At 69.7% G+C, this 22,309-nt stretch carries 28 protein-coding genes and 1 pseudogene; 10 read left to right on the forward strand and 19 right to left on the reverse strand.

What is annotated here, in order from left to right; all coding sequences use genetic code 11:
- Positions 1-479 precede the first annotated feature (479 nt).
- A complete protein-coding gene (locus tag OXS27_RS00005; RefSeq protein WP_243922328.1) occupies positions 480-641 on the reverse strand; it encodes a hypothetical protein in 162 nt (53 codons plus the stop codon).
- A gap of 24 nt (positions 642-665) precedes the next feature.
- Complete coding sequence (locus tag OXS27_RS00010; RefSeq protein ID WP_267353370.1) at positions 666-863, reverse strand: hypothetical protein; 198 nt, start codon at positions 861-863, stop codon at positions 666-668.
- 388 nt (positions 864-1,251) lie between these two features.
- On the opposite strand from OXS27_RS00010, the gene OXS27_RS00015 reads away from it, so the two are divergent.
- From OXS27_RS00015 to OXS27_RS00025, 3 genes are all read left to right on the forward strand, one after another.
- Positions 1,252-1,491 (forward strand): 3',5'-cyclic-nucleotide phosphodiesterase, encoded by a 240-nt coding sequence (locus OXS27_RS00015; RefSeq protein WP_267353371.1) that lies wholly within the window; start codon positions 1,252-1,254, stop codon positions 1,489-1,491.
- A gap of 127 nt (positions 1,492-1,618) precedes the next feature.
- On the forward strand, positions 1,619-1,870 hold the full coding sequence (locus tag OXS27_RS00020; protein WP_243922322.1) for a 3',5'-cyclic-nucleotide phosphodiesterase: 252 nt from the start codon (positions 1,619-1,621) through the stop codon (positions 1,868-1,870).
- Positions 1,871-2,092: 222 nt separating this feature from the next.
- A complete protein-coding gene (locus OXS27_RS00025; protein WP_243922319.1) occupies positions 2,093-2,341 on the forward strand; it encodes a hypothetical protein in 249 nt (82 codons plus the stop codon).
- Between the two features lie 464 nt (positions 2,342-2,805).
- On the opposite strand, the gene OXS27_RS00030 is transcribed toward OXS27_RS00025, so the two are convergent.
- From OXS27_RS00030 to OXS27_RS00065, 8 genes and pseudogenes are all read right to left on the reverse strand, one after another.
- Positions 2,806-3,387, reverse strand: a complete 582-nt coding sequence (locus OXS27_RS00030; RefSeq protein WP_267353373.1) for a hemerythrin domain-containing protein — start codon at positions 3,385-3,387, stop codon at positions 2,806-2,808.
- 61 nt (positions 3,388-3,448) lie between these two features.
- Complete coding sequence (locus OXS27_RS00035; protein ID WP_243922314.1) at positions 3,449-3,937, reverse strand: hypothetical protein; 489 nt, start codon at positions 3,935-3,937, stop codon at positions 3,449-3,451.
- 842 nt (positions 3,938-4,779) lie between these two features.
- Entirely contained in the window at positions 4,780-6,378 is a 1,599-nt protein-coding gene (locus tag OXS27_RS00040; protein WP_243922309.1) for an ABC transporter substrate-binding protein, read from the reverse strand.
- Positions 6,379-6,471: 93 nt separating this feature from the next.
- Positions 6,472-6,795, reverse strand: a complete 324-nt coding sequence (locus tag OXS27_RS00045; RefSeq protein WP_346733030.1) for an Arm DNA-binding domain-containing protein — start codon at positions 6,793-6,795, stop codon at positions 6,472-6,474.
- A 75-nt stretch (positions 6,796-6,870) separates the two neighbouring features.
- Positions 6,871-7,494, reverse strand: coding sequence for a hypothetical protein (locus tag OXS27_RS00050; RefSeq protein WP_267353377.1), 624 nt, complete (start codon positions 7,492-7,494; stop codon positions 6,871-6,873).
- Between the two features lie 4 nt (positions 7,495-7,498).
- A pseudogene (locus OXS27_RS00055) lies at positions 7,499-7,977 on the reverse strand (ATP-binding cassette domain-containing protein); the annotation flags it as partial.
- 34 nt (positions 7,978-8,011) lie between these two features.
- The gene (locus OXS27_RS00060) at positions 8,012-8,419 is read right to left on the reverse strand and encodes a RidA family protein (RefSeq protein WP_243922333.1); all 408 of its coding nucleotides are present in this window, start codon (positions 8,417-8,419) and stop codon (positions 8,012-8,014) included.
- 278 nt (positions 8,420-8,697) lie between these two features.
- Positions 8,698-9,375, reverse strand: a complete 678-nt coding sequence (locus tag OXS27_RS00065; RefSeq protein WP_267353379.1) for a hypothetical protein — start codon at positions 9,373-9,375, stop codon at positions 8,698-8,700.
- A gap of 270 nt (positions 9,376-9,645) precedes the next feature.
- Here OXS27_RS00065 and OXS27_RS00070 point away from each other — a divergent pair, with 270 nt between their 5' ends.
- The 4 genes from OXS27_RS00070 to OXS27_RS00085 all read left to right on the forward strand — a co-directional run bounded on the left by OXS27_RS00070 (position 9,646) and on the right by OXS27_RS00085 (position 13,252).
- Positions 9,646-9,903, forward strand: a complete 258-nt coding sequence (locus tag OXS27_RS00070) for a hypothetical protein (protein WP_267353381.1) — start codon at positions 9,646-9,648, stop codon at positions 9,901-9,903.
- 256 nt (positions 9,904-10,159) lie between these two features.
- Complete coding sequence (locus OXS27_RS00075; RefSeq protein WP_267353383.1) at positions 10,160-11,377, forward strand: FAD-dependent monooxygenase; 1,218 nt, start codon at positions 10,160-10,162, stop codon at positions 11,375-11,377.
- A 321-nt stretch (positions 11,378-11,698) separates the two neighbouring features.
- Entirely contained in the window at positions 11,699-12,508 is an 810-nt protein-coding gene (locus tag OXS27_RS00080) for an enoyl-CoA hydratase-related protein (RefSeq protein WP_267353385.1), read from the forward strand.
- Positions 12,509-13,006: 498 nt separating this feature from the next.
- A complete protein-coding gene (locus tag OXS27_RS00085; RefSeq protein WP_267353387.1) occupies positions 13,007-13,252 on the forward strand; it encodes a hypothetical protein in 246 nt (81 codons plus the stop codon).
- 34 nt (positions 13,253-13,286) lie between these two features.
- Here the strand turns inward: OXS27_RS00085 and OXS27_RS00090 are convergent, their stop codons facing one another.
- Complete coding sequence (locus OXS27_RS00090; RefSeq protein ID WP_267353389.1) at positions 13,287-14,822, reverse strand: sensor domain-containing diguanylate cyclase; 1,536 nt, start codon at positions 14,820-14,822, stop codon at positions 13,287-13,289.
- Between the two features lie 256 nt (positions 14,823-15,078).
- Between OXS27_RS00090 and OXS27_RS00095 the strand changes: the two genes are divergently transcribed.
- The gene (locus tag OXS27_RS00095; RefSeq protein WP_267353391.1) at positions 15,079-15,306 is read left to right on the forward strand and encodes a hypothetical protein; all 228 of its coding nucleotides are present in this window, start codon (positions 15,079-15,081) and stop codon (positions 15,304-15,306) included.
- 102 nt (positions 15,307-15,408) lie between these two features.
- Here OXS27_RS00095 and OXS27_RS00100 read toward each other — a convergent pair whose 3' ends face one another.
- Complete coding sequence (locus OXS27_RS00100; RefSeq protein ID WP_243922291.1) at positions 15,409-15,672, reverse strand: hypothetical protein; 264 nt, start codon at positions 15,670-15,672, stop codon at positions 15,409-15,411.
- Between the two features lie 199 nt (positions 15,673-15,871).
- On the opposite strand from OXS27_RS00100, the gene OXS27_RS00105 reads away from it, so the two are divergent.
- Complete coding sequence (locus OXS27_RS00105; RefSeq protein WP_243922289.1) at positions 15,872-16,162, forward strand: hypothetical protein; 291 nt, start codon at positions 15,872-15,874, stop codon at positions 16,160-16,162.
- Between the two features lie 120 nt (positions 16,163-16,282).
- Here OXS27_RS00105 and OXS27_RS00110 read toward each other — a convergent pair whose 3' ends face one another.
- From OXS27_RS00110 to OXS27_RS00130, 5 genes are all read right to left on the reverse strand, one after another.
- A complete protein-coding gene (locus OXS27_RS00110) occupies positions 16,283-17,086 on the reverse strand; it encodes a class II aldolase/adducin family protein (protein ID WP_243922287.1) in 804 nt (267 codons plus the stop codon).
- Positions 17,087-17,989: 903 nt separating this feature from the next.
- On the reverse strand, positions 17,990-19,276 hold the full coding sequence (locus tag OXS27_RS00115; RefSeq protein ID WP_267353394.1) for an amidase: 1,287 nt from the start codon (positions 19,274-19,276) through the stop codon (positions 17,990-17,992).
- A gap of 96 nt (positions 19,277-19,372) precedes the next feature.
- A complete protein-coding gene (locus OXS27_RS00120) occupies positions 19,373-20,152 on the reverse strand; it encodes an SDR family oxidoreductase (RefSeq protein WP_243922283.1) in 780 nt (259 codons plus the stop codon).
- Between the two features lie 109 nt (positions 20,153-20,261).
- Positions 20,262-20,585 carry a hypothetical protein gene (locus OXS27_RS00125; RefSeq protein WP_267353396.1) on the reverse strand — a complete coding sequence of 108 codons (324 nt, stop codon included), beginning with the start codon at positions 20,583-20,585 and terminating at the stop codon, positions 20,262-20,264.
- Positions 20,586-20,676: 91 nt separating this feature from the next.
- Positions 20,677-20,814: a hypothetical protein gene (locus OXS27_RS00130; RefSeq protein ID WP_243922279.1), complete on the reverse strand. Its 138-nt coding sequence runs from the start codon at positions 20,812-20,814 to the stop codon at positions 20,677-20,679.
- 223 nt (positions 20,815-21,037) lie between these two features.
- Between OXS27_RS00130 and OXS27_RS00135 the strand changes: the two genes are divergently transcribed.
- On the forward strand, positions 21,038-21,292 hold the full coding sequence (locus OXS27_RS00135) for a hypothetical protein (protein ID WP_243922277.1): 255 nt from the start codon (positions 21,038-21,040) through the stop codon (positions 21,290-21,292).
- Positions 21,293-21,305: 13 nt separating this feature from the next.
- On the opposite strand, the gene OXS27_RS00140 is transcribed toward OXS27_RS00135, so the two are convergent.
- Together OXS27_RS00140 and OXS27_RS00145 are read right to left on the reverse strand one after the other, a co-directional pair.
- On the reverse strand, positions 21,306-21,770 hold the full coding sequence (locus tag OXS27_RS00140; RefSeq protein ID WP_267353399.1) for a hypothetical protein: 465 nt from the start codon (positions 21,768-21,770) through the stop codon (positions 21,306-21,308).
- Positions 21,767-22,276 carry a hypothetical protein gene (locus OXS27_RS00145; protein WP_243922273.1) on the reverse strand — a complete coding sequence of 170 codons (510 nt, stop codon included), beginning with the start codon at positions 22,274-22,276 and terminating at the stop codon, positions 21,767-21,769. Before OXS27_RS00145 ends, OXS27_RS00140 begins: the two co-directional genes overlap by 4 nt.
- Positions 22,277-22,309: the final 33 nt, after the last annotated feature.

The following is a 22,309-nucleotide window of genomic DNA, read 5'->3' on the forward strand; positions in this document are numbered from 1 at the left end:
GCGCGGCAGGTCGGCGGCCGAGGCGGCGGCCGTCAGGGCGGTGAAGGCGGCGAGCGAGGCGAGAAGCTTGGTCATCACGTCAGGTCCAACATTCAATCTGGAGCTATGACTACCGGACGGTGAGCCAAATGGCTGTAGTTTTACGGACACACCGCTGCCTGACGAGTGCTTGTGTCGTCGTAAACCGCCTCTTAACGCGCCTTCGACCGCCGTAATACTTCGCGGTCTACATGCACGAGCGCGACAACATGCCAGAGGCGCTTTGGTTGCGGGCCGTCAGGATGTTGCCATTCAGCTATGGCCGCCATGCAACAGGGTCGAAGACCGCTTCGCTGCAAAACCGGTCGCGTTCCGCTTCCCCGGCATCGGCATGCCGACCCGGCCCGAGCACCGCTTCCTCGACCCGCCCGACTGGGCGCAGCGCTCGGCCGTGATCCGGTTCAAGCGCAGGGTCCAGCCACTCGGCGTCGCCCACCGTGTCAATGGAACATCGGTAGCCCCGCGCCGAGGAGGCCAAGGCCGGATACGATCAAGGAGCCTGCCAAACCTTCGAGGACGCCACGGGCGATCGGCCGCCGCATCGCTTCGATGGCCAACACGATACCGCTGCAGAAGGCGAACAGGCTCAGTCCGAACAGCATCGTGGCTCTCCCAGATATCGCCGGTCAGGCGCCGTTGTCGGTGGTGATGTCGTCCAATCTCATGGCGTCGTCCGGGGCGCCGGCTGGAGAAGCCCCCAGCAGGACGCGTGTGACGATCGCCATGGCGGCGCGCACACGGGGGATTGCAGCGGCGTGGATCACACCACAGCCAAGCGCGGAGGTGCGGACCTGTGCGGCCGGTGCGATCAAGCTGGTGGCCATTCCGAGACCCGCGCCCTCTCGACGATGGCGATTGGAGCCATGACCCGCTTTGATACCGAAGCGGATTCTCACGTGCGTCACCCAAACGAGGGATCGTCCACGCTTTCCGGTGCCGGTCACGCCGCGCGTGGCTTGCCGTTGCGGACTCGCGCGAACTTGGCCAGGGCCGCCTCTGTCGGCATCGTCCCGGTGCCTCAGTTCGAGGGCGAAAGCGGCACGCCGCGGCCGGCGACGCTGACCGTCTTGCAGCAGGCCCTCGAAGCCGCCGGCCCTGAGTTCATCCCTGAGACTGGAGGCGGGGCTGGGATCCGGTTTCGAGATCGGAAGGGATAAAATTCGCGCTTCGTTTGTTAGGACCTCCGCCAATCGCTCCGGTTAAGGACCAAGAATGCGCAGCCTCATCCTCGCCGTCAGCCTCATCGCTGTCGCCGCCCCTGCCTCGGCGCAGTCGCCCAACCGCGGCAATGCTGACCTACAGACCAATTGTGCCGGTGACGCCCTCGCGTTCTGCGCCGGCATCGATCCGAACAGCCGGCAGATGGATACCTGCTTCGAGAAGAATTTGAGCAAGATGTCCCCGAACTGCCGTCGCGCCATCGATGCCTACAAGAGCGCCGGCGGGAAGTAGCAACGCTGCCATTCGGTGACAGCTCCAACGCCGCGGAGGGGTCGAACCTCGTGCCCGCAGGCGGAAGGGATAGATCGCCGAGCCAAGCCGTTAGTGCATCGACGAATCCATCAGCCAGGTATCCCATATGCGCAGCAGCATCCTCGCGCTCGGCCTCATCGCCGTAGCGGCTCCCGCCTTCGCGGCGCCTGAGGCGTCTGCCTCGGAGCGCGGCAACAAAGACCTGAAAACCTATTGCTCCGGCGATGCGGTCACCTTCTGCAGCGGCAATGATCCGGACAGTCCGGAGATGGATGCCTGCTTCAAGAAGAACATGGACAAGATCTCGGAGAACTGCCGGCGCGCGATCACCGCCTACAAGGCCGGTGGGGGCAAGTAAGACCTCCGCCCGACCTAGGGCCGTTCCCGATCGCGTTGGAGTCGTGAACAGCGCTAGGTCTTTGTTATGGGGCGCGCTCTTGCGCCGGACCGGTATCCAAATCGTCGGAGAGCGCTCGAGGGACAACGACAGCGCAGATCGGCCGTGCATTCGTGAACGGGATCGGTCTGTCGCTGCTGCGTGTTCAACCCTTGCCGCATCTGCAGCGGTGCGGAGTATGCCGTGTACAATCCCTTCTTCTCATCGCTGATGCTCGCAATCGAGGCTCAGCGCGTCGTCGAGCTGCGCTTGGTTCGTCTGGCCTGGGGCGGCAGCGAGGGACTGGCCGAGGCGCAGTCCATGGTGATCGAGAAGGTTCACGCGGCCGGCGAGGCTGTGACGACGTTGATGTTCGGCGGCTCACCCGAGACGGTCATCGCCCGCTACCGCGAGCATGTGGCGGCCAACACGAAGCGCCTGTTGGCCGTCTGAGCACAGCCCCCAGAGCGCGCTTCGCAGGGCGCTGGAGACACCCCAGCGAAGCTCGCAACGGCACCCACTGGAGCGCTCGCCGCCGAAGTGGAAACCGGTTCGGCGCAACAGGGCGCGTCACATCAAGGACTGAGAGCCGCGCGCGATCGCAACGCGGTCGGGCACGGCTCTAGAGAGCCTTCGTCGGCGGCAACGAGCTGTTAACCATAAGCGCCCAGGGAACTGTCAGCGATCGGCTGGGGCTGAGCGCCGGACGAGCAGCACCGGACCCGCGGTGCGGCCGCGTCGGCGTCGTCGCAACAAGCCCGCACCTGGAACACCAGGGCGGGCTTTTCTCATCGGATTGCGTGGCGGGGTGCCAGCCAAGGAGAGGCGCATCTTCGCGCGCTATCGCCGCAAGGCTGCGATCCACGCGGCATGGGGCGGACTGCCTGGCGGGGGACGCGCTCCGCATCCTGGGCAGCTCAATTTGACCGCGATCGACCGAAGCGTCCGCTATTCCAAATCAGGTAACCGAGGCCAACCGCTACCCCGGCGAGCGTGGCGACGAGGGTGACCTCGCTCGACATGATCCCGGTCGCGCGGCCCCGCCTGCGGCTCCGAAGGGCGTTCGTCTTCGCGCGCACGAACGCCCGTGTGGCGGCAGCGACCTCCTCGGGGGAGAAGAGTGCCTGAGCTGCTGGGATCAGTTCGTGAACGTGCCGGTGCAGGTGTTGGTCCACGAGGAAGGTCGCATCCTCGAAGGTGTCGAGCCAGCCGGCCGAGCCCTTTGTGCGGTCCTGGGCGAGCCGTTGGAGTTGGCGCCTGAACTCTGCGTGGCCGTGGTGCAGTTCTTCGATCAGCGCCCGTGTCCGGCTCTCGCGGCTGAGGGGAGCATAGAGGCTTGCATCAACGGCGATCGCATGCAGCTTCAATTCGTCCATGAGATCGGCCAGCATCTGCTCCCGGCCGCCGACGGCACGGGGGTCGTTGAGCGCAAGCGGGATATCGCGGATCAGCCCCCCGATGTTTTTGTGATCGCGCTCGATGAGCTGCCAGAGTGTCACGCGCTTCTCCCTTGTCTGTGTCATATCGACGGCTGTAAGAGTCTGAATAGGTTGGAAGGGGCTATGATTTCATTGTGGTCAGTTCCTGCAGGCGAAGATCGATTGCGCGGACGAGCTCTTCGGCAGCTCTAGCAAGGGTAGCATTGCGCGAGATCGCAAGTGCGGCTTGCTGCAGCGTGCGAAACTCCTGAAGGCGCGCGACTGGATCGCCCCCTTTGGCGATCGCCGACTGTACGAGGCCTTGGACCAACTCTTGCGCCAGGTGCGCGTCAGGGCCCGGTGCGACCCAGCCCGACGACGGCGGAAGGGCCGTGTTCATGCCCGGTTCGGATGTCGAGCGGATCAGCCTTCGCCACTTCGGATAATTTCGGCCACCCACGCGCTCGATCAGGCCTTCACCCTCCAGGACGTCGCAGGCCAGTTTGACGACCTCAGCCCGCCGCCGCGCCGTGATGCTGGCCCGCTCGGCAAGCTGCAGAGTGCTGATCGGCTCGTCGGTCAGAGCGATCAGGATGCGGGCGCGAATCGAGAGATGTCGGCTTGCAGTCACACGAACTCAATTTGCCACGAAAGCGACCGTTCACTGTTCAACGTCGCTGGTCCCGCACGGGTTTAGCGGTCCGACTATTGAGGGATCCGTCGAAAGTCCGCGCCAACCCATGTTGGGCAACCGCGCTTCCGGCCGCATCGTCACCGTACCGGCCGTGTCGGAGCGCGGCGGCATGGCCGCCGAATTTGCTCCGACCATGCGCCCCGACGCCGCCGTGTCGCGCAGCGCCCTTGAAGACCCGTCTCCGCACGCCTCGCCCTGCCGGTATCATCCCGACCCGGATCGGTTTTGATCGTGGCCCGGGTCTCGTGGCCAGACGGCCCGCAACACCTGCACCGAAACAGGCATCTCACCGACATCATCCACAAGCCAGCGGACGTGCCCCCATTGGAACCGAAAACGATTCGTTAATTTAACCTACGTGTAAATTGCGGTGGAGCGTCCGGGTGAGCTTTACGGTTGTGGGTCCCAGGGACGATCACGAACTGGAGGACGCTGTACGTCGCGGTGTCGCTGACGGGTTGGCCCGGATGCTCGGCGTGCCGAAGCACCCGGTCGGCGTTCAGGCGTTCCTCGATAAGAATGCCCACGAATCCGATGAAGGTAGCGAGGGTCGGAGCGAACCAACGCGCCACCTCTCAAAGGCCGCAGCCGAAGTCTGAACCGCTCATCCCTGGACCGGGAAGCCCATGATTGTGGCGGTCTTCGCCATCGTGCGGCGCAGGCCCGGACTGATCGCTGCGTCGGCCAAGAGCTTCTTGGCCTGCGGATGCATCTCGATCGCTTTGGCCAGGCATGCTTCCTCTACAGCCTGTGACGCTCGTCCAGGCGCCACACCCGGATCAGGTTTCTCGACGAGCGTTCCAAAACACGAACTGATCCTGGACGATGTCGCGGATCTCGCGCCGGTAGGCGGTCCGGTAGAAATACTGACCGGTCGGCAGGTATGGGACGTGAGTCATCGCCGCTACCTGTAGGTCGCGGGCGATTGCCTGCCGAGCAGTGTTGTCAGGCGCCTCAATCCAGGCCTCGCGCAGGGTCTCGATCTCCGGGATGTCTGGCCAGCCGAAGAAACCCCTCTGGCCGCCGCAACGCAGGACTTGCTCGGCGACCGGGTTGGTCATGTCGAGGCCGGTCCAGGTGGTGTTGAAGATGCTCCAGCCGCCCTGGTCCGGCGCGGCCTTGCTGGCGCGGCGGCTCACCACACTGCCCCAGTCGGTGACGACGTATTGTACGTTCATCCCGAGCCGCCTCAGCAGGTCGTTCATGACTTCACCGAGCGCGCCGAGCACCGGATTGTCGCTCGCCGCCATCAGCACGACGCGCTCGCCCTTGTAGCCGGCGGCGATCAGGTCTCGCTTGGCGCGCTCCAAATCCCGCTTGCGCGTGAGCACGTCGAGGCCAGACTCGTTGGCCATAGGCGTGTCCGGGGTAAAGATCCCGACGCCGGTGCGCCAAAGCTTCCGATCGTCGCCACCCGCCGCGGCCATGAAGTCCTCCTGCGACAGGGCTTCGAGCACGACCCGCCGGACCGCCGGCTTATCGAAGGGCGGGTGAAGGTGGTTCATCACCGCGGTGCCGAGATTGCCCAGGCGGCCAGCGAGCTGCGTGACGATCTGCGGATTGCTCTGGAGGCTCGGCAACAGGTCGTTGATCGGGTTCTCCCACCAGTCGACTTCGCCGTTCTGGAGCGCGGCGGAGGCGGTCCCGGGATCGGGCATGATCTGCCACTCGACCCGCTCGAAATGGACGCGCTTCGGTCCGGCCGCCCACGAGACGTCACCGCTCGCGCGGGGTCGATAGTCAGGATTACGGTCGTAGACGACCCGGGCGCCGACCAGCCGCTCCTTGGTGTTGAAGCGGAACGGGCCGGAGCCGATCACCTCCGGGATTTGCTGCGCCGGGTCGATGCTGGCGAGGCGCTCGGGCATGATCATCAGCGCGGGCGGGCCGAGCTTGGCAAGGGTGTCAAGCATCAGCCCGTAGGGCCGCTTCAGGCGGATCATGAAACTGCGGTCGTCCAGCTCGCGCATGGTGTCCGTTCGAGCCATCAGCGCTTGGCCAAGGCTGTCGCGCTGGGCCCAGCGCCTGATCGACGCGATGCAGTCGCGGCCGCGCACGGCCTCGCCGTCGTGGAACCTCAGCCCCTCCCGGAGGCGGAAGGTCCAGATCAAACCGTCAGCCTCGACGTTATGGCCCTCGACCATCTGAGGCTGCGGCCTCAACTGCGCGTCGAGGCCGTAGAGCTGGTCGAAGACCATGAGCGCGTGATGGCGGGTGATGTAGGCGGTGGTCGTCACCGGATCGACGATGGTCAGGTCGGATTGCGGGACGAAGCGCAGTACGCTGGCGCGGCTACCCTGAGCGATCGCCGGGCGCGCCGGCAGGAAAGGCACGGCGCTGGCCGCCGCCGCACCGCCGAGGAAGGTTCGTCGCAGCATGGTTTCGAACTCCGGACGTCGCGTGCGAGGAGGGCGCCGGATCGAACTGCAAGACACGTTCCCGGTCCGCGCAGACGCAGTCCATGCCCTTCCTCAACCGCGTGGAGCGCAGGCCTCCGCAGGCTGCTGGCCGGGCGGCCGTATCATCGCCGCTCGCCCCGCTTCGTGCGCATCCCGACCGCGTCCGCAACTGGTCGCAAAACGCCGGGCCTCTTTGGCTATCAGAGCGCCGCGTAGCCCGATCGTGACGTGGCGGGGCCGCCCGGCTGACCGATACGGCACGAGGTAGCTGCGCCGCCCGGAGGTGAAGACGCGCAGGCCAAAGCCCGGGATCTCATCGCACCACAGGAAATAGTCGCGACCCTGGGGTTCGGCCGCCTCCACGGTGCGCTTCGTGATATTCGTCCTGGCTGCCATCCGGCATTGCTGAAGCAAGATGACCCGAAACAAAGCTTGGTCTTGAGGGCCTGGTTCGCGCGCTCAGGCGGTTGGCTAAGGCCTTTGGCCGTCGGCTCGATGCCGGGCTGCCAGTTTCTCGAGACGCTCGATGATGACGTCATGCAATCGGCTTGCAAGATCGTTCATCTTATCGATCACAGTATTGAGTTCGTTCAAATTGATTTCACGCTTGCTGAACACGCTGCTCGACGATGGGTTGGGCGATTCAAGGAAGATCCGCCCCGTTTCGTGGGTCCACCAGATCCCCTGCACGTATTCGCTGCGGCTTTCGCTGATGGCCGCGAAATCATCGATGATGAAATCCCAAGTCGCGCCCCGGCCCTGGTTGACCTGCGCCTCTTCCAACAAGGAGCGCATGACATTGATGCGAGCCTGCTGATCGGTGATGCTATAGAAGATCTGCCGCACAGGCGCGTCATAGCCGCCGATAAGCTCGGACATGACCTCGCTCATGCTGCGCTCGAGCAGCGGGAAAAACGTGACGATCCGGCCGATCGCCAGGACGAAATCGTCGTTCGCGAGCCCCGATTCGAAGCGCCCGTCCGGCGTGTGGCCGACCTGCTTCGGCAGCCGGCCGAACCGCGTGGGGAGCTTGCTGCGGGGTGTGTTCATCGGCGGGAGACTAGAGCCGGGCCCGATCGCGTTGCAATCGGTCACGGCTCTAGGGTGTCGATGACCCGCGAAGGATGAAGCCCTTGGCCCGGTCGGTCCGGGGCACGGTGAAGACGTCGTGCGGGGTCGCGACCTCCCGGATGCAGCCCCCCTCCATGAACACGATCGTGTCGGCCACGTCGCGGGCGAAGCTCATCGCGTGGGTCACCATCACCATGGTCAGTCCCTCCCGCGCGAGGCCCCGGATGACGCCGAGCACCTCCCCGACCATCTCGGGCTCGAGGGCGCTGGTTGGTTCGTCGAACAGGATGACGCGCGGCCGCATCGCGAGGGCGCGGCTGATCGCGACGCGCTGCTTCTGGCCGCCGGACAACGTGTGCGGGTACAGGTCGGCCTTCTCGGCCAGGCCCGCCCGCGCCAGGATGCGCCGGCCCTCCGCCTCGGACGTCCCAGGACGTGGACGGGCGCCGCGGTCACGTTGCCGAGCACCGTCAGGTGCGGCCACAGGGCGAAGTGCTGGAATACCATGCGATGCGGGTTCGCGCCGCGGCCAGCGCGCGGCTCAGTCCTTTCGCGGGTTCGATGCGGGAGCCGGTGCGGTGCCACGACGGGCGATCAGGTCGATCTCCACCAGGGCGTCGTAGGCGAGACCTGTCGTGCCCACGCAGGTTCGCGCCGGCAGCCGATCGGGCGGGAAGAAGGACTTGTAGGTCTCGTTGAACGTCGCGTAGTCCCGCTTGAACTCCGTCAGGAAGGCCCGGGCGACGACGACGTCCGCGAGGCCGAGGCCGAGGCCGGCCAGGACCGTCTCGAGATTGGCCATCACGTTGCGGGTCTGCGCGTCGATCCCGTCGGGCAGGATGCCGGGGCTGGCCGGCGTATCGGGCATCTGTCCCGTCACGAACACGAAGCCGTCGGCCTCGACCGCGTGGCTGAAGGGAGCGACCGGCCGTGGCCCGCCCGGGATCATGTGAAACACCGTCGCCGAGGCCGATGGGGGCTGCTGCACCGCGATCTCCGTTCCGCGGGCCTCGCCCGCACCCTGTCGTTGGCCCCGCGCCTAAGCAGGTTTCGCAGAAGTGGCCGCCGGTTTTACGATGAAAACCTGCGACCGGCCAAGGATCTAAGCGGAGGATGCGTCGGCGTGCCGACGCAACTCTGCTCAGGCCACATCGTCATGGTCTTGCTAGGCGGTCTTGTCCCGATCGGCGCGCCGCCGGAGGTCGGCCTGCCGCCGCGTCGCGCGCGCTAACCTCTGGCCGGAGCAGCCTCCTCCCATTCACGATCCTGCTTCGCGAGCAGCGCGGCGCGATGGGCCGCGGTTGCCTCCGGTTCCGTCGGCGGTGCGTCCATGGCCGCCTGTGCGGACCGGGACGCATCCGTCCTGTCCCCGCCCAGGACGCGGGCGAGCGTCGTGACGATGCGATCCACATCGCGGGACGTCACGGCGCCCGTCGCGAGAAGGGCGAGGCGTGAACGGCCGGCCATCTCCGCGCAGGACCCTCCGGCAAAGCCCAGCGCCGCGATGGCGTCGGCATCCAGAGGCAGATGTTCGACCGGCATGTCGGCCAATCGTCCGAGCCTGCGCGCGCCCGTGGCCCCGGGCGCATGCACCGCGCGGGCGCCCGGCAGCCACCGCGCGATCGCGTTGAGGAGGAACGTCCGGACGCGTTCGAGGCGGATCGGGCCGAACTTCCGGATGCTGGCGATCGCATCCGGGGACGTCTGAGCCAGATGGCCGAGATCCCGGTACCCGGCCTTGCGCAGGCGCGCCCGCAGGGAGGCCGTCAGGAAACCACGGCCGAAGCCAGACGCCGTGAGATGCTCAATCACGTCCTTGGGCAGGTCGTCGAACAGCGGGAGCCGACCGCTGATCTCGTCGAACAGGCTGTCGGACGTGACGGTGCGGGGGGATCGGCCGGGCATCGCCGCCGATAGGGCGATTTCCGGATTCCCGCAACGGTCAGCCGGCGCAGGCCTTCGCGCTGTCGGCTCGGCCCGCCATCCGACCCGCGACGAACGCGCGAGGCCGGCCGAAAGCCGCCGGTCCGCTTCGGAGCCGGTGCGCCGAGGGCCATCACCGGGACACCGGATCGGTCTCGCGGCGCGGGACCAGAGGTCATCCGGCCGTCATACCATCCGCCTAGGGCACGCCCCACGCCCCACGCCGGCGCGACCGGCCTGCCGCAGGCTCCGATGTTCACGCATAACTGCCTGGATCCGCACGATCCCTTCGCGGAGCGCGAGGTGCTGGTCGCGTTCACCATCGACGCGTCCGGCATCCGTCTCCTCGCCGCCAAGGATGCGGAGGGCCACGACATCCTGCCCGATCTGGTCGACGCCCAGCGCGACGACCTGCGGTGCGAACTCGCGGCGCAGCATTGGTGCCTGGGTGTGGACGGCGCGACCCCGGGCAGGCCCGAACGTGCGGCCCAGGCGGGTCCTGGCCGATAGGCCGGGATGCGGTCCGGAGGGCGGCGCCGACGCTGAGCTTGTCCCGGCGAGCGGCGATCCCGTCCGGGGACGAGCCGCGCAGCGAGCCTTCAAGCGCGCCCTGGAGCGAGACCCGGGAGGCGTTCGCGACGGCTTTCCGCGCGCCCGGGTTGCACGGCGGGACCGGGCTCGACCGGGACGGGCGGCCCCGCGTCCCGGACCGAAGCAACCCGTTCCCCGCAGCCGTGTTGCGTCAGCCGGAGGGTTTGAGTCCCGCATGGCCCGTCGCATCCTGATCACCGGCGCGAGCATCGCCGGCAACACCGCCGCGTGGTGGCTCGGCCGGCACGGCTTCGACGTCACCGTGGTCGAGCGTGCCCCCGCGTTCCGGGACGGGGGGCAGAACGTCGATGTCCGCGGCGTCGGGCGCGAGGCGCTGCGCCGCATGGGCCTGGAGCGGGCCGCCCTCGAGGCCGGGACCGGCGAGGAGGGCACCGCCTGGGTCGATGGGCGCGGCCGCGCCGTCGCACGGTTCGGCCTCGACCGGGCCACGGGCGACGGCCCGACCGCCGAGATGGAGATCCTGCGTGGCGACCTCGCGCGCCTCCTCTACGCGCCGGCCCGGGAGCGGGCGCAGTATCGCTTCGGCGACCACTTGGTGCGCCTCGACGAGGAGGGCGACGGCGTGCGCGTCGGCTTCGCCAGCGGCGCCGTCGCGCGCTACGACGCGGTGATCGTCGCCGAGGGGGTGGGCTCGGCCACCCGCGAACGGGTCTTCCCGGGGGAGAACGTGCCGCGGTGGATGGGCCTGACCATCGCGTATTTCACGATTCCGAGGACGCCCGACGACGACCGGGACTGGCGCTGGTTCAACGCCACGGGCGGACGCGGCATCTCGCTGAGGCCGGACCGGCACGGCACCACCCGCGCGATGCTGATGCTCCGCCAGCCGCCGGGCGGGGAGCAGGATTGGGACGCCGCCCGGCAGAAGGCCTACCTGCGCGACCGGTTCGCGGATGCCGGATGGCAGGCCAAGCGCGTCCTCGCCGGCCTGGAGACGACGGACGACTTCTACGTCGACGTCCTGCGGCAGGTGCGGATGAAGCGCTGGTCGTCCGGGCGCGTCGTGCTGACCGGCGATGCCGCGTGGTGCGCGACGCCGCTCGCCGGCATCGGCACGACGCTGGCGGTCACCGGCGCCACGGTTCTGGCCGGCGCGCTGGCGCGGACGGACGACGTCGCGGCTGCCTTCGCGGACTACGAGCACGCCCTGCGTCCGTTCGTCGAGAAGGGGCAGGGCGTCCCGAAGATCGCACCGAAGCTGATGAACCCGCGCACCCGGCTCGGCATCGGCCTGCTGCACGGCGCGCTGAGGCTCGCGAGCCAGCCCGCTTTGCGTCGGCTGGGCGCCAAGCTCTCCGGCGGGCGCACCGGGGAGCCCGATCTGGCCCGGTACACGACCGCCGTCACACAGCCCCCGCCGAACCGACCCTGATCGCGTTTCCCCCTCCCCCACGGCCCAACGCTGTTCACATCCGGGTTTTTGCGCGGCGGGTCGATCCCCCTCTCCCCGCCAGCGGAACGAGTGGGGAAACCGCGGCCGGTCTCGGCGCAGCCGGCACGGTGCGTCTCCGGTCGTCTGCCCGGGAGGTGGGCGCGGCGCGCGCGATCATCCGATCCGGAGCGGAGCGGTTGCTGGCGCTGGTCGGCCTGCCGCCGCGGCCGGACGGCGCCCGCCCGGTCATGCCCTGGCCGATCCCGGGGCGCGGGGCGCATAACGGCATCCCGTCCGATCGATGGTCCGACCGAGGCATCCATGACCGACGCATCCCTGCACGAGACCTACGCCACCCTGACGACCGAACGGCCCCACGCCGACGTGCTCCTCGTGACCCTGGCCCGGCCCGGGGCCGCGAACGCCATGAACACCCAGATGGGCCGCGACCTGTTCACGCTGTTCGACGGGCTCATCGCCGAGCCCGGCCGGTGTCGCGCGATCGTGCTGACCGGGGCCGGTGAGACGGCCTTCTGCGCCGGCGGCGACCTCAAGGAGCGCAACGGCATGACCGACGCGGCCTGGCAGGACCAGCACCGCGTGTTCGAGCGCGGCATCCGCGCCCTCGTCGAGTGCCCGATCCCGGTCATCGCGGCGGTGAACGGGGCCGCCTATGGCGGCGGCTGCGAGATCGCGCTCGCCTGCGACTTCATCTACGCGGCCCGGCACGCCCGGTTCGCGCTGCCGGAGGTGACGCTCGGCATCATGCCGGGGGTGGGCGGCACGCAGACCCTGCCGCGCGCGGTGGGGGAGCGGCGGGCCAAGGAACTCCTCCTGTCCGGCCGCCCCTGGTCGGCCGAGGAGGCGGCGGCCTGGGGCATGGTCAACCGGGTCTGCGACGGCGGGCGGCTCCGCGCCGAGGCCCTCGACACGGCCGCCACCATCGCGGCGAACGCGCCGATCGCCATCCGCCAGGCCAAGCATGCCCTGCACCATGGCCTGTCCCTGTCGCTCGCCGACGGCATGCTGTTCGAGATCGAAGCCTACAACCGCATGGTCCCGACCGAAGACCGGCGGGAGGGCATCCGCGCCTTCAACGAGAAGAGAAAGCCGGTCTTCACCGGCCGCTGAGCGCCTGTTCGACCGGGCTCACCACATCGTGTGGTGGTCCGTCCCGACCCCCGCCCGCGCAGTGCGCCGGGAGCCCAATCCTCTCCCCGGCCCGCCGCAGCCGCGCCGGCGGCGGATCGGAACCCTCGATCTGTGTGCGAAATGTCGCATTCATCCGGCAGTCAGGACGATAGTGTTGATATTGGCTGACGCTGCCGGAAACACTTTGTTACGTCAGCGCTGCCTTCGAGTTTGCGCCAATGATCGACAGAGCGTGGCATAGTCCAATATCGAGATTGTTTCGCCGGGTCCGGAACTGGTACGAGAGTTTGCCCGTGCAGGCCGCTTTCTCGTTCCGGACGTGTTTTCTGCTTGTCTGGACCATGATTATCACTGCGGTCACGTACAGCCTGGTTGACCTGATGCCGTCATGATGCTGCGGCGCAATATTGTGAAAGCTTGCTAAGCTTTAACAGATCGGTCTACGTAAGCGCACCGTATCGGCAATCCGGTGGCCGCATGCTCTACATTCTGGTCGCGGCTTTGGGCGTTGCCGTCGCCCGTCAGTTCTCTTGGTTCGGCGTCTTCGCCATCAGCACGATCCTGGCGGTCGCCATGGGCGTCGAAGGCGCGCTCCACGATCGGACCCTGGCGAAGGTGCTGCATCGCGACTGGGAGGTGATCGTCACCTTCCAGGCCGCCTATGTCGCCCACATCGTCTGGGACGTGTACGGCCCGCGCCTGATGGCCCGGCTCGGCCGCTGACGGGCCCCCTCCTCCCGCACGATCCCGCCCCCGTTCAGGCGCGTCCGACCAGCTGCAGGCTGCTCCGCTGGGGCGCGGGGGCCTGCGCGGCGGCGATGCGGGTCTGGTTGCGGCCGCCCTCCTTGGCCGCGTAGAGGGCTTCGTCGGCCCGGCGATACAGGTCCGGCAGGTCCGCGCCGCCCCCCGGCCCCGCCCAGGCGAGCCCGATGCTGACCGTGACGGACCCCGCCCCGATCCCCGCGGACGGAACCGTCAGCGCGGCGACCTCGGCATGGACCTTGTCGGCGATGCGCGCGGCGCCCGCGCCGTCGGTCTCCGGCAGCAGGAAGGCGAATTCCTCGCCGCCGATGCGGCTGACGAGATCCTCCGGCCGGTGCACGCTCGCGGCGAGGCGGCGGGCGAGCGCCTTCAGGATCGCGTCCCCCACCGGGTGCCCGTAGCGGTCGTTGTAGCGCTTGAAGTGATCCGCATCGACGATCAGCAGCGACAGCGGCCGGCCGTCGCGGCGGGCGGTCTCGATCGCCTGGGCGAACCGGTCTTCGAACCAGCGGCGGTTCGGCAGGCCGGTCAGGGCGTCGGTGCGCGACAGGGCGGCCAGTTCCTCCTGCATCGCCTCCCGGCGGCGCAGCTCGCGCCCGAACAGCAGCGAGAGCACGATCGTGAGGCCGCACAGGACCAGCGTGATGCCGCCGATGGTGACGGCCTTCGTGAGCCACGCCGCCTCCACGTCCCGGCTCGACAGGGCGACGTTCAGGATCAGCGGAAGCGTCCCGATCGGCGCGAAGGTGTAGAACCGCTCGACCCCGTCGCGCGCGGAGGTGCCGACGAAGCTGCCCTGGCGCTCGCGCACGAAGCGCCGGAAGGTCGGGGCCTGCGCGATGTTCGCCCCGATGTCGGCCTCCCTGAACGGGTAGCGCATGATGCGGGTGCCGTCCGCGCCGTACAGGTTGATCGCGCCGCCGGGGCCGAGGTCGATCTCGCGGAACAGGTGCTCGAAGTAGGACAGCTTCACGGTGCCCAGGACCACGCCGCCGAAACGCCCGTCGGGCCGGTTGATGCGCCGGCTGAACGGCAGCATCCGCTCGCCGGTCAGGCGCGAGACGATCGGGCGGCCGACCTGGAGGCCCAGCCCGTCATGCGCCTGATGGTTCTTGAAGTATTCGCGGTCCGCGTAGTTGCCCGCCCGCGGCGGCACCGCCCCGATGTCGTCGGTGACGTTGCCCTGCGCGTCGATCACCAGCATCACGCCCAGGTCGCGGGCGGTCGCGGCGCGGTCGAACAGGATGAGCTGGCGCATCTGGGGATCGGCCTGCGCGAGGCCGGGCGCCGCGAGGTTCTCCACGGTCGCCTGGAGCGAGAGGTCGTAGAGCTCGGCGTTGCGCGCGATGTCGCGCTCCAGGACCTGGAGGAGGTTCCGGGAGGTCTGCTCGGTCCGGTCCCAGGCGTCCCGGCGCAGGTCGGCCAGCATCAGCCCGGTGACCGCGACCATGCCGACCGGGGCCAGCACGCCCAGCGTGCTCCACGTCCGGGCCGACCGAAGCCACGCATGGAGGTGGCCCAACCGAACCATCTGTAAATCCACGCCAACGTGTCGATTAAGACCAGTAGATCAGAACATATGACTGAATCGTTACCTGAACCCCGCGGGTTTCGGCAGATCTGACCTGAAACGCGGCACCGCGGCATGGACCCGCGGCGCGTGTTCGGCGGTGCCGGGCGCCCGATCGGCAAGTATCCACAATGAATCCGTGGGGGCGCAATTCTGTACCGATACCCGGATGTTCTGCGAGGGACTATATGGCTCAGGCTTGGAGCGCGAGACCGACATGTCGGACGAGGACGCCTTTGCCCAGGAGATCGCGGCGCTCCTGATCGCCGACATCAAGACGTCGGGCGCGCGCAGCCGGGCCGAGCCGGAGGAGGCCTGCCGGACCTCGCTCCGGAGCCTCCTGGGCGAGGCCGAGGTGCCGCCGCAGATCGCCGTGCTGATGCCGATCGGCCTGGAGCGCTGGCCGCGGGTGGTGGTGAAGGGGCGGCGCCTGCCGGACGTCTGAGCACCCTGTCCTGGTTTCGAAAGGGTCGAGCCCTGTCGCGGGTCCAGGGCGGAGCCCTGGTGCCGGACTGCGTCCGGTGCCGGACCTTGTCCCGCGCTGGGCTCAGCGCCCGATCACGCCCGTCCCGGCGCCGGGGGGAAGCGCGTTCGGGCCGGTGTTCGGGGCCGGCGTCGCGGCCTGGTTCCGCTGGATGTCCATGCGCAGCATGTCGGACTGGGTGGTCTGCTCCTGCCGCAGGCCGCGCAGCTGGCTGCTCGACTCCATGGACTGGTTGGCGGCGTTGGGATTGGTCTGCTGGACCTGGGCCAGGGCGGGGGTGGCGAGGGCGGCCGACAGGCCGAGGCCGGCGAGGATGAGGCTGCGCATGATCGGGCTTCCGTGTGGAGGTCTCTCCCCCGTTTGACCGATCGGGGGCCCGCCAAGTTCCGGGATGCCGCCGTGGGGTGACGCGATAGCCCATGCGCCGGGCGGATGGTTAGCCGATCCCTCCCCGGCCTCCGGCGTCTTTACGCGTTGTTAACGGCTCCCGGAGGAGTCTGCCGACGACGAGGGGGAGTGTCCCGGGATGCGTGTTCTCACGGAGGCGGACGAGCAAGCGGTCGAGCGCCTGACGCTCCAGCTGCTCAACGATGCCTATTGCGACCTCGCGGCCGTGCTCCGCGGCGCGCAGCCCCAGGCCGCCGCCGCGATCCTCGGCGTGATGGAGCAGCGGGTGACCGACGTGCTCAGCCGGATCTGCCAGCAGGGCCTGGAGGGTCCGGCCTCGGTGGCGATCGCGATCGCGGTCGGCGAGCGGATCGGCGCGATCATGGATCAGGCCCACGGCCGCGACACGCAATCCGCCCTGGCGGCCTGACGCTTATACCACGTTGCGATGATCCCGACCCAGGGTCGGGATCATCGCGCCCGGCGGACGACCGCCGCCGCACCGTCGCGCGGGCGAACCGCGATGAGTCGGGCTCATCGCGGTTCGGTCTTAGCCCTGTGCGAAAAAATCCGGATCGGTGCGCGCCAGCATCCGCTTGAACGCGGCCCATTCGTTGTCGGGCGCGCCCTGGACCACGACGCGGTCGTAGCCGGCGGCGTATTGCCCGGCGGTCTTGGCCGCGACGGCGGCGGAGGGCCGGATCACCGGCGCGCCCGCGGCCTGGATCGCGAGCTGTGCCCGGCACGAGCGCTCCATGTTGTGCATCAGCCGGAACGCCTCGCCGACGGTGCGCCCGCAGGTCAGCAGCCCGTGGTTGCGCAACACCATGACGGGCTTGTCGCCGAGATCGGCCACGAGGCGCTGGCGCTCGTCGAGGTCGAGGGCGATGCCCTCATAGGCGTGGTAGGCGACGCGGCCGGCGAACTGCATCGACCACTGATTGAGGGCGAGCAGCCCCTCCTCCTGGCAGGACACCGCGACGCCCGCCACCGTGTGGGTGTGGAGCACGCAGATCGCGTCGTGGCGGGCGGCGTGGATGGCGCTGTGGATCGTGAACCCGGCCGGGTTGATGCCGAGCCCCATCGGATCCTCGATCACCCGCCCGTCGAGATCGACGGTGACGAGGTTTTCGGGCGTCACCTCCTCGAAGCGCATCCCGTAGGGGTTGATGAGGAACCGGTGCCCGCCCCCCGGCAGCCGCGCCGAGATGTGGGTGTAGATGCTGTCGTCGAGCCCCAGCCGGTGGATCAGCCGGTAGGCGGCCGCGAGATCGACCCGCATGGCTCGGATCTCGGCGGCGAGATCGGACTCTTCGTGGTTGTCCGCGACGAGCGAGGGTGAGGCTGCGTTCATGCGACGGCTCCCTGTGGCGCTTGGGATCGCGGGGCGACGCGGGCGGTCCCGGGGTCCCGGGCGGACGGCGCATTGGGCCGAGCCGGGGGACAGCCGTAAGGTGCACTATGGTGGGGCGGTCGGCAATGCGCGGTGTCTCACCCACTCCCTTATCCTGAGGTGCCCGCATCCGCGGGCCTCGAAGGAGCGTTTCAGGGATGGCGCGGCTGGCTGGAGGGCTCCTTCGAAGCCTCCGCTGCGCTCCGGCGCACTCAGGATGAAGGCGCGGGTGCGGCGCAGGACACCCAATCCTTCATCTTGACAAAATTCCTAATTCATGCTCCAAGTCTCTCACCCCGCCGCGACGCGTCGTGAGACGCTTCGGGGCGTCGGTCCGGTCAGCCGCCGGGCCGGCGGCGGTGGGGCGGTGCCCGCGTCTGCCGTCGGCTGCGGCAGCCCCGGGCGCGGGACTCGACAACCCACGGCTCGGGCTGGGCGGCGGCCGGCGGAGGAAATGCCACGGTCGTTCAGGCCAGAGGCCGACCCTGTCCTGGGCGGTGTGGAGGTCTACGGCGCTCTCCACGACGAGAGGGCGTGCGACGAAGGCTCGCTCGGAAGCCACCGGGGTGCCACAGGGCAACCCAGCGGTCTTAGCGTAGGTTCGAGCCCCCCGCGTGACGGACACCGGATGCAGGATCGGACGCAGGGGTCGAAACCGGCCCAGGCGTCCGCGGGACGCCGGGAAGCCGGCTTTGACAACGTTGTGTTCGGGCTTCGCGGCGTCCCGCGTCACCCCGGTGACAACAGGGTTTGGCCATGCCCCCGGCGGCGCAGCGCGCGGGGCCGCGGAGGTGTGCGTGGACGCGCGTCTCGGATCCCTTGCAAGAGGCAGGATCGGTCCAGAGGTGTCGCCGCGCCAGCCCCCTACCCCGCCAGCACCGCCTCGATCCCGGCGCCGAGTGCCAGCAGGCGGCGGTCCTGCCCGTGGCGGGCGAGCAGCATCAGCCCCGCCGGCCGGGCGAGATCCGGCATCGGCAGGGACAGGCCGGTGAGATCGAAGAAATTGCCGAAGGCCGTGTTGCGCAGCATCAGCCGGTTGGCCGCCAGGAAGGCCGCATCGTCGGCCTCCAGCGGGGCAATGAGCGGCGCCGTCGTGGCGGTCGCCGGCAGCGCCAGCAGGTCGAGGGGCGCGAGCCGCCCGTCGAGGGACGCGATCAGCTCGGCGCGGCGGCGCAACGTCCGGATGTAGCGCGTCGCCGGGGCCGCCCGGCCGGCGAGGATCCGGCGGTGGACCCGCGGGTCGTAGCTTTCGGCTTGCGCGTCGAGCCAGTCGGCGTGGATCGCGGCGGCCTCGATCGCCGCCAGCGATCCGTCCGGCAGCGCCCCATCCATGGCGGCCAGCAGATCGTCGATCGGATGGTCGATCACCCGGGCGCCCGCCGCCGAGAGTCGCGCCAGCGCCCGCTCGAACGCCTCGGCCACCAGCGGCTCGGTCTCGGTGAACAGCAGGCCCCGGGGCACGCCGATTCGCAGGCCCGCGACGGGAAAGGCGTCGAGCGGCGCGGGCTCTTCGCCCGCCATCACGGCGTCGGCGGCGGCGCAGTCGGCGACAGTCCGGGCCAGGGGGCCGAGGGAATCGAGGGCGTAGGAGAGCGGGAAGGCGCCGGCCAGGGGCACCCGCCGGGCGGTCGGCTTGAACCCGACCACGCCGTTCAGGGAGGCCGGGATCCGCACCGAGCCGCCGGTGTCGGAGCCGATCGAGACGTCGCTCGTCCCCTGCCCCACCGAGACCCCGGCCCCGGCGGACGAGCCCCCCGGGATGCGGGCCGGATCGGCGGCGTTGCCGGGGGTGCCGTAATGCGGGTTGAGCCCGAGGCCCGAGAAGGCGAATTCCGACATGTTGGTCTTGGCCAGGATCACCGCCCCGGCCCGGCGCAGGCGGGCGACCACCGGGGCGTCCGACGCGGCCGGGGGCGCCCCCGCGAGCAGGACCGAGCCGGCCGTGGTGGTCTCGCCCGCCACGTCGAACAGGTCCTTGATCGAGACGATCGCGCCGTCGAGCGGCCCGAGGGACAGCCCGTCCCGGCGGCGGGCATCGGCCGCGTCCGCCGCCGCCCGGGCGGAATCCGGGTAGAGGCGGGTGAACACCGCCGGGTCCCCGGCTCCGATCCGCGCCAGACGGTCCTCGAGGGTGTCGCGTACGCTCATCATCCTCACCGCATGTTGTGCCGACCAGAGGTCTCAGGGCTCTGCCCTGAGAACCCGCCCAAGGGCTCGCCCTTGGGAAACCCGAACGCCCGGGTCACCTCAGAGCGTGCCCGGATAGGCGCCGCCATCCATCAGCAGGTTCTGGCCGGTGATGAACCCGGCGTGCCGGCTGCACAGGAACGCGCAGGCCGCCCCGAACTCGTCGGGATCGCCGAAGCGGCCGGCGGGATTCTCCCGGGCGCGGGCTTCGAGGAACGCCTCCACGCTGAGGCCGGCCTTGGCGGCGAGCGCCCCGGCGTTGCCGCGGATCCGGTCGGTGTCGAACGGGCCGGGCAGCAGGTTGTTGATCGTCACCCCGTGCCGCACGACCTGCCGGGCGAGGCCCGCCACGAAGCCGGTCAGCCCCCCGCGGGCGCCGTTCGACAGGCCCAGATGCGCGATCGGCGCCTTCACGGACGACGAGGTGATGTTGACGATCCGGCCGAACTTCCGGTCGATCATCCCGTCGACCGTCGCCTTGATGAGCGCGATCGGCGCCAGCATGTTGGCGTCGAGCGCCCGGATCCAGGCATCCCGGTCCCAGTCGCGAAAATCGCCGGGGGGCGGGCCGCCGGCGTTGTTGACCAGGATGTCGGGCTCCGGGCAGGCGGCCAGCGCTGCGGCCCGGCCGGCCTCGGTGGCGATGTCGCCCGCCACGACGGTGACGGTGGCGCCGGTCTCCCGGCGGATCTCGTCGGCGGTCCGCTCCAGCGTTTCCGCGGTCCGGGCCGTGATCGTCACCGCGACGCCCTCCCGGGCGAGCGCCAGGGCGCAGCCCCGGCCCAGCCCCCTGCTCGCCGCGCAGACGAGCGCCCGGCGCCCGCTCAAGCCCAGATCCATCGTGAAGCCTCCCCGAGTCGGCCCCCCGCGCAGGGGCATCCCGCGGGTCATAGCGCGGGGCCGGGTGCCCCCGAAAGCCGCAGACCACCTTTCGGGATGACGCTCGTGCTCAGGCGCAGGCCCGGAAGCCGGATCGCTCGGCCTCCTGGCGGGCGAGGCTGAGGACGCGGCGGCGCGCCTGGCCATCGTCGATCGCCAGCCAGTGGCGCACCAGGGCCAGGAGCTCGCTGGCATCCGCGTCCAGGGATTCCGCGCCCGGGGATTCGGTGTTCGCGACCGCATCGGTGAAGAAGGTCTCGACCGGCCGATCGAGTTCGCGGGCGAGCCGCTCGAGCGTGGCGCTCCGGCGCCCCAAGCGATGGGCCGCGGCGGGTTTCCGCGCGTGTCCGGCGGGCAGCGGCTGAGCCGGAGCCACAAGCGTGAACTGGGTCATGCCTCAAAACCAGTCGCGCCCCCGGAGGGTTTCGCCCCCACGCGGCGGGGTGGCGGCAGGGTAAACATGGCCTTAACGGCGCCGGCTGCCCTCACCAGGTCCGGGGATCGCGGGGGCGGGACAGGTCGGGCAGCGTCTCCCGCTCCGGCGCCACCCATCCGGCCCAGAGCAGGGCCACCACCCCCGTGAGGAGCGGAAGCGCCGTACTGAGGACGATGCTGAGCGTCACGGCGATCCTGCCAGCGGAGTGCGAACCGATCCGGCCACCCTGCCCCGGCGGGCGTATGCGCGGGCTTAAGGCGATCGATCGCATTGCGGAGACCGGGGGCCGCGGGACGCGGGACGACCCCGCCCGGCGGCGGTCCACCCCGCGATCCGGGTGGGCGGCTTCATCAGCATGTTACAGAGTCGTATTACCGGCGACCCTCGCGGCTGGCGCGAGGAGGGCTCGGATGACGGCGCGTTACTGCATCGATCCGCTCGACCCGTATGCCGAGGCGCAGGTGCTCGTCACCTACCGGGAGGGCCGGCCGCTCCCCGCGCTCACGTCGGTCCTCGACGGTCAGGGCCGCAACCTGCTGCCGGACTTGTCCGAGGCCTGCATCCGGATCCTGCAGCTCGAGATCGCGGTGTATTACGGCCCCGGCGATCCCTTCGCCTGGACGCGGCACGCGGTCGACGTCGCGGCCGCTCCGGCGCTCGCCTAGGACCCCGGCCGAATCAGGCCAGGGCCGGTTCCTGGGTCAGGGCGCCGAACTCGCTGACCATGCATTCGTGCATGCGCCGCAGCCACGCCCGCGCCTCGGCGGTCTGGGCCTCCGCCCGCTCGATCCGCTCGGCCGCCGCGCGGACCTGAGCCTCGGCGCGCTCCGCCCGGGCCACAGCCTCGCGCAGCAGGGATTCGGCATGGAGCGCCCGATCCTCGGCGGCACGCGCGGCCGCCTCCGCTTCCCGCACCGAGCGCTGGGCTTCTCGCATCGAATCCCGCGCATTCGTCTGAAGGTTGCGCACCCGGGTCGCGAGGCCGCGCACGGCCGTCATGGAGGCCGACCAGTCGTCGGGCTCCGGGGCCGGTGCCGCGGCTGGGCCGGAGAACAAAGCCACGACCCGGTCGATCGGATCGCTCCGGCCGTCAGCGGCTCCGAAGGCGGCCGGGGCGCGCGCCGCGAACGCCGCGCCGCTCATGCCGCGGCCTGGTCGGTCATGTCGGAGAATTCGGACAGGATCGCTTCCTGGACGCGCCCGAGCCATTCCTCGGCGTGCCGGGCGCGCTCCTCGGCGGCGCGGGCACGGGCCTCGGCCGCCTTGGCGCGCTCCTCGGCGGCGATGACCTGGGCCTCGGCGCGCACCTGGACGTCGCGAGCCTGCATCTCCGCGATGCGGGCCCGCTCGTTGGAGGCGTTGATGTCCTCCCGGACCCGCTCCAGCACGTGCTCGATGCGCTCCTCCCGCTCCCGGGCCTGCGCCTCGACCACGCGCGCCTGTCGGGCTGCGGCCTGGACCCTGTGGATCAGCCCGTCCCATTCCTGCAGCGCCGGATCCGGCGTCGGGAGTTCGACCGGATCCTGCATCGACGAGACGACCCGCAGGACGCTGCCGAGTCCGGCTTCGGCCGCGGCGCCGAGTTCCTGCTTGAGTCTCTCCGCGGGCCGGAAGCGCGGGTCGTTCAGAAGCCTCTGCAGCTCGCTCACGGACCTTCTGCTCCCTATCGGCCGGATCTGATC

It is taken from the genome of Methylobacterium sp. GC_Met_3, assembly GCF_026540775.1.
In the GTDB taxonomy this organism is placed as follows: domain Bacteria; phylum Pseudomonadota; class Alphaproteobacteria; order Rhizobiales; family Beijerinckiaceae; genus Methylobacterium.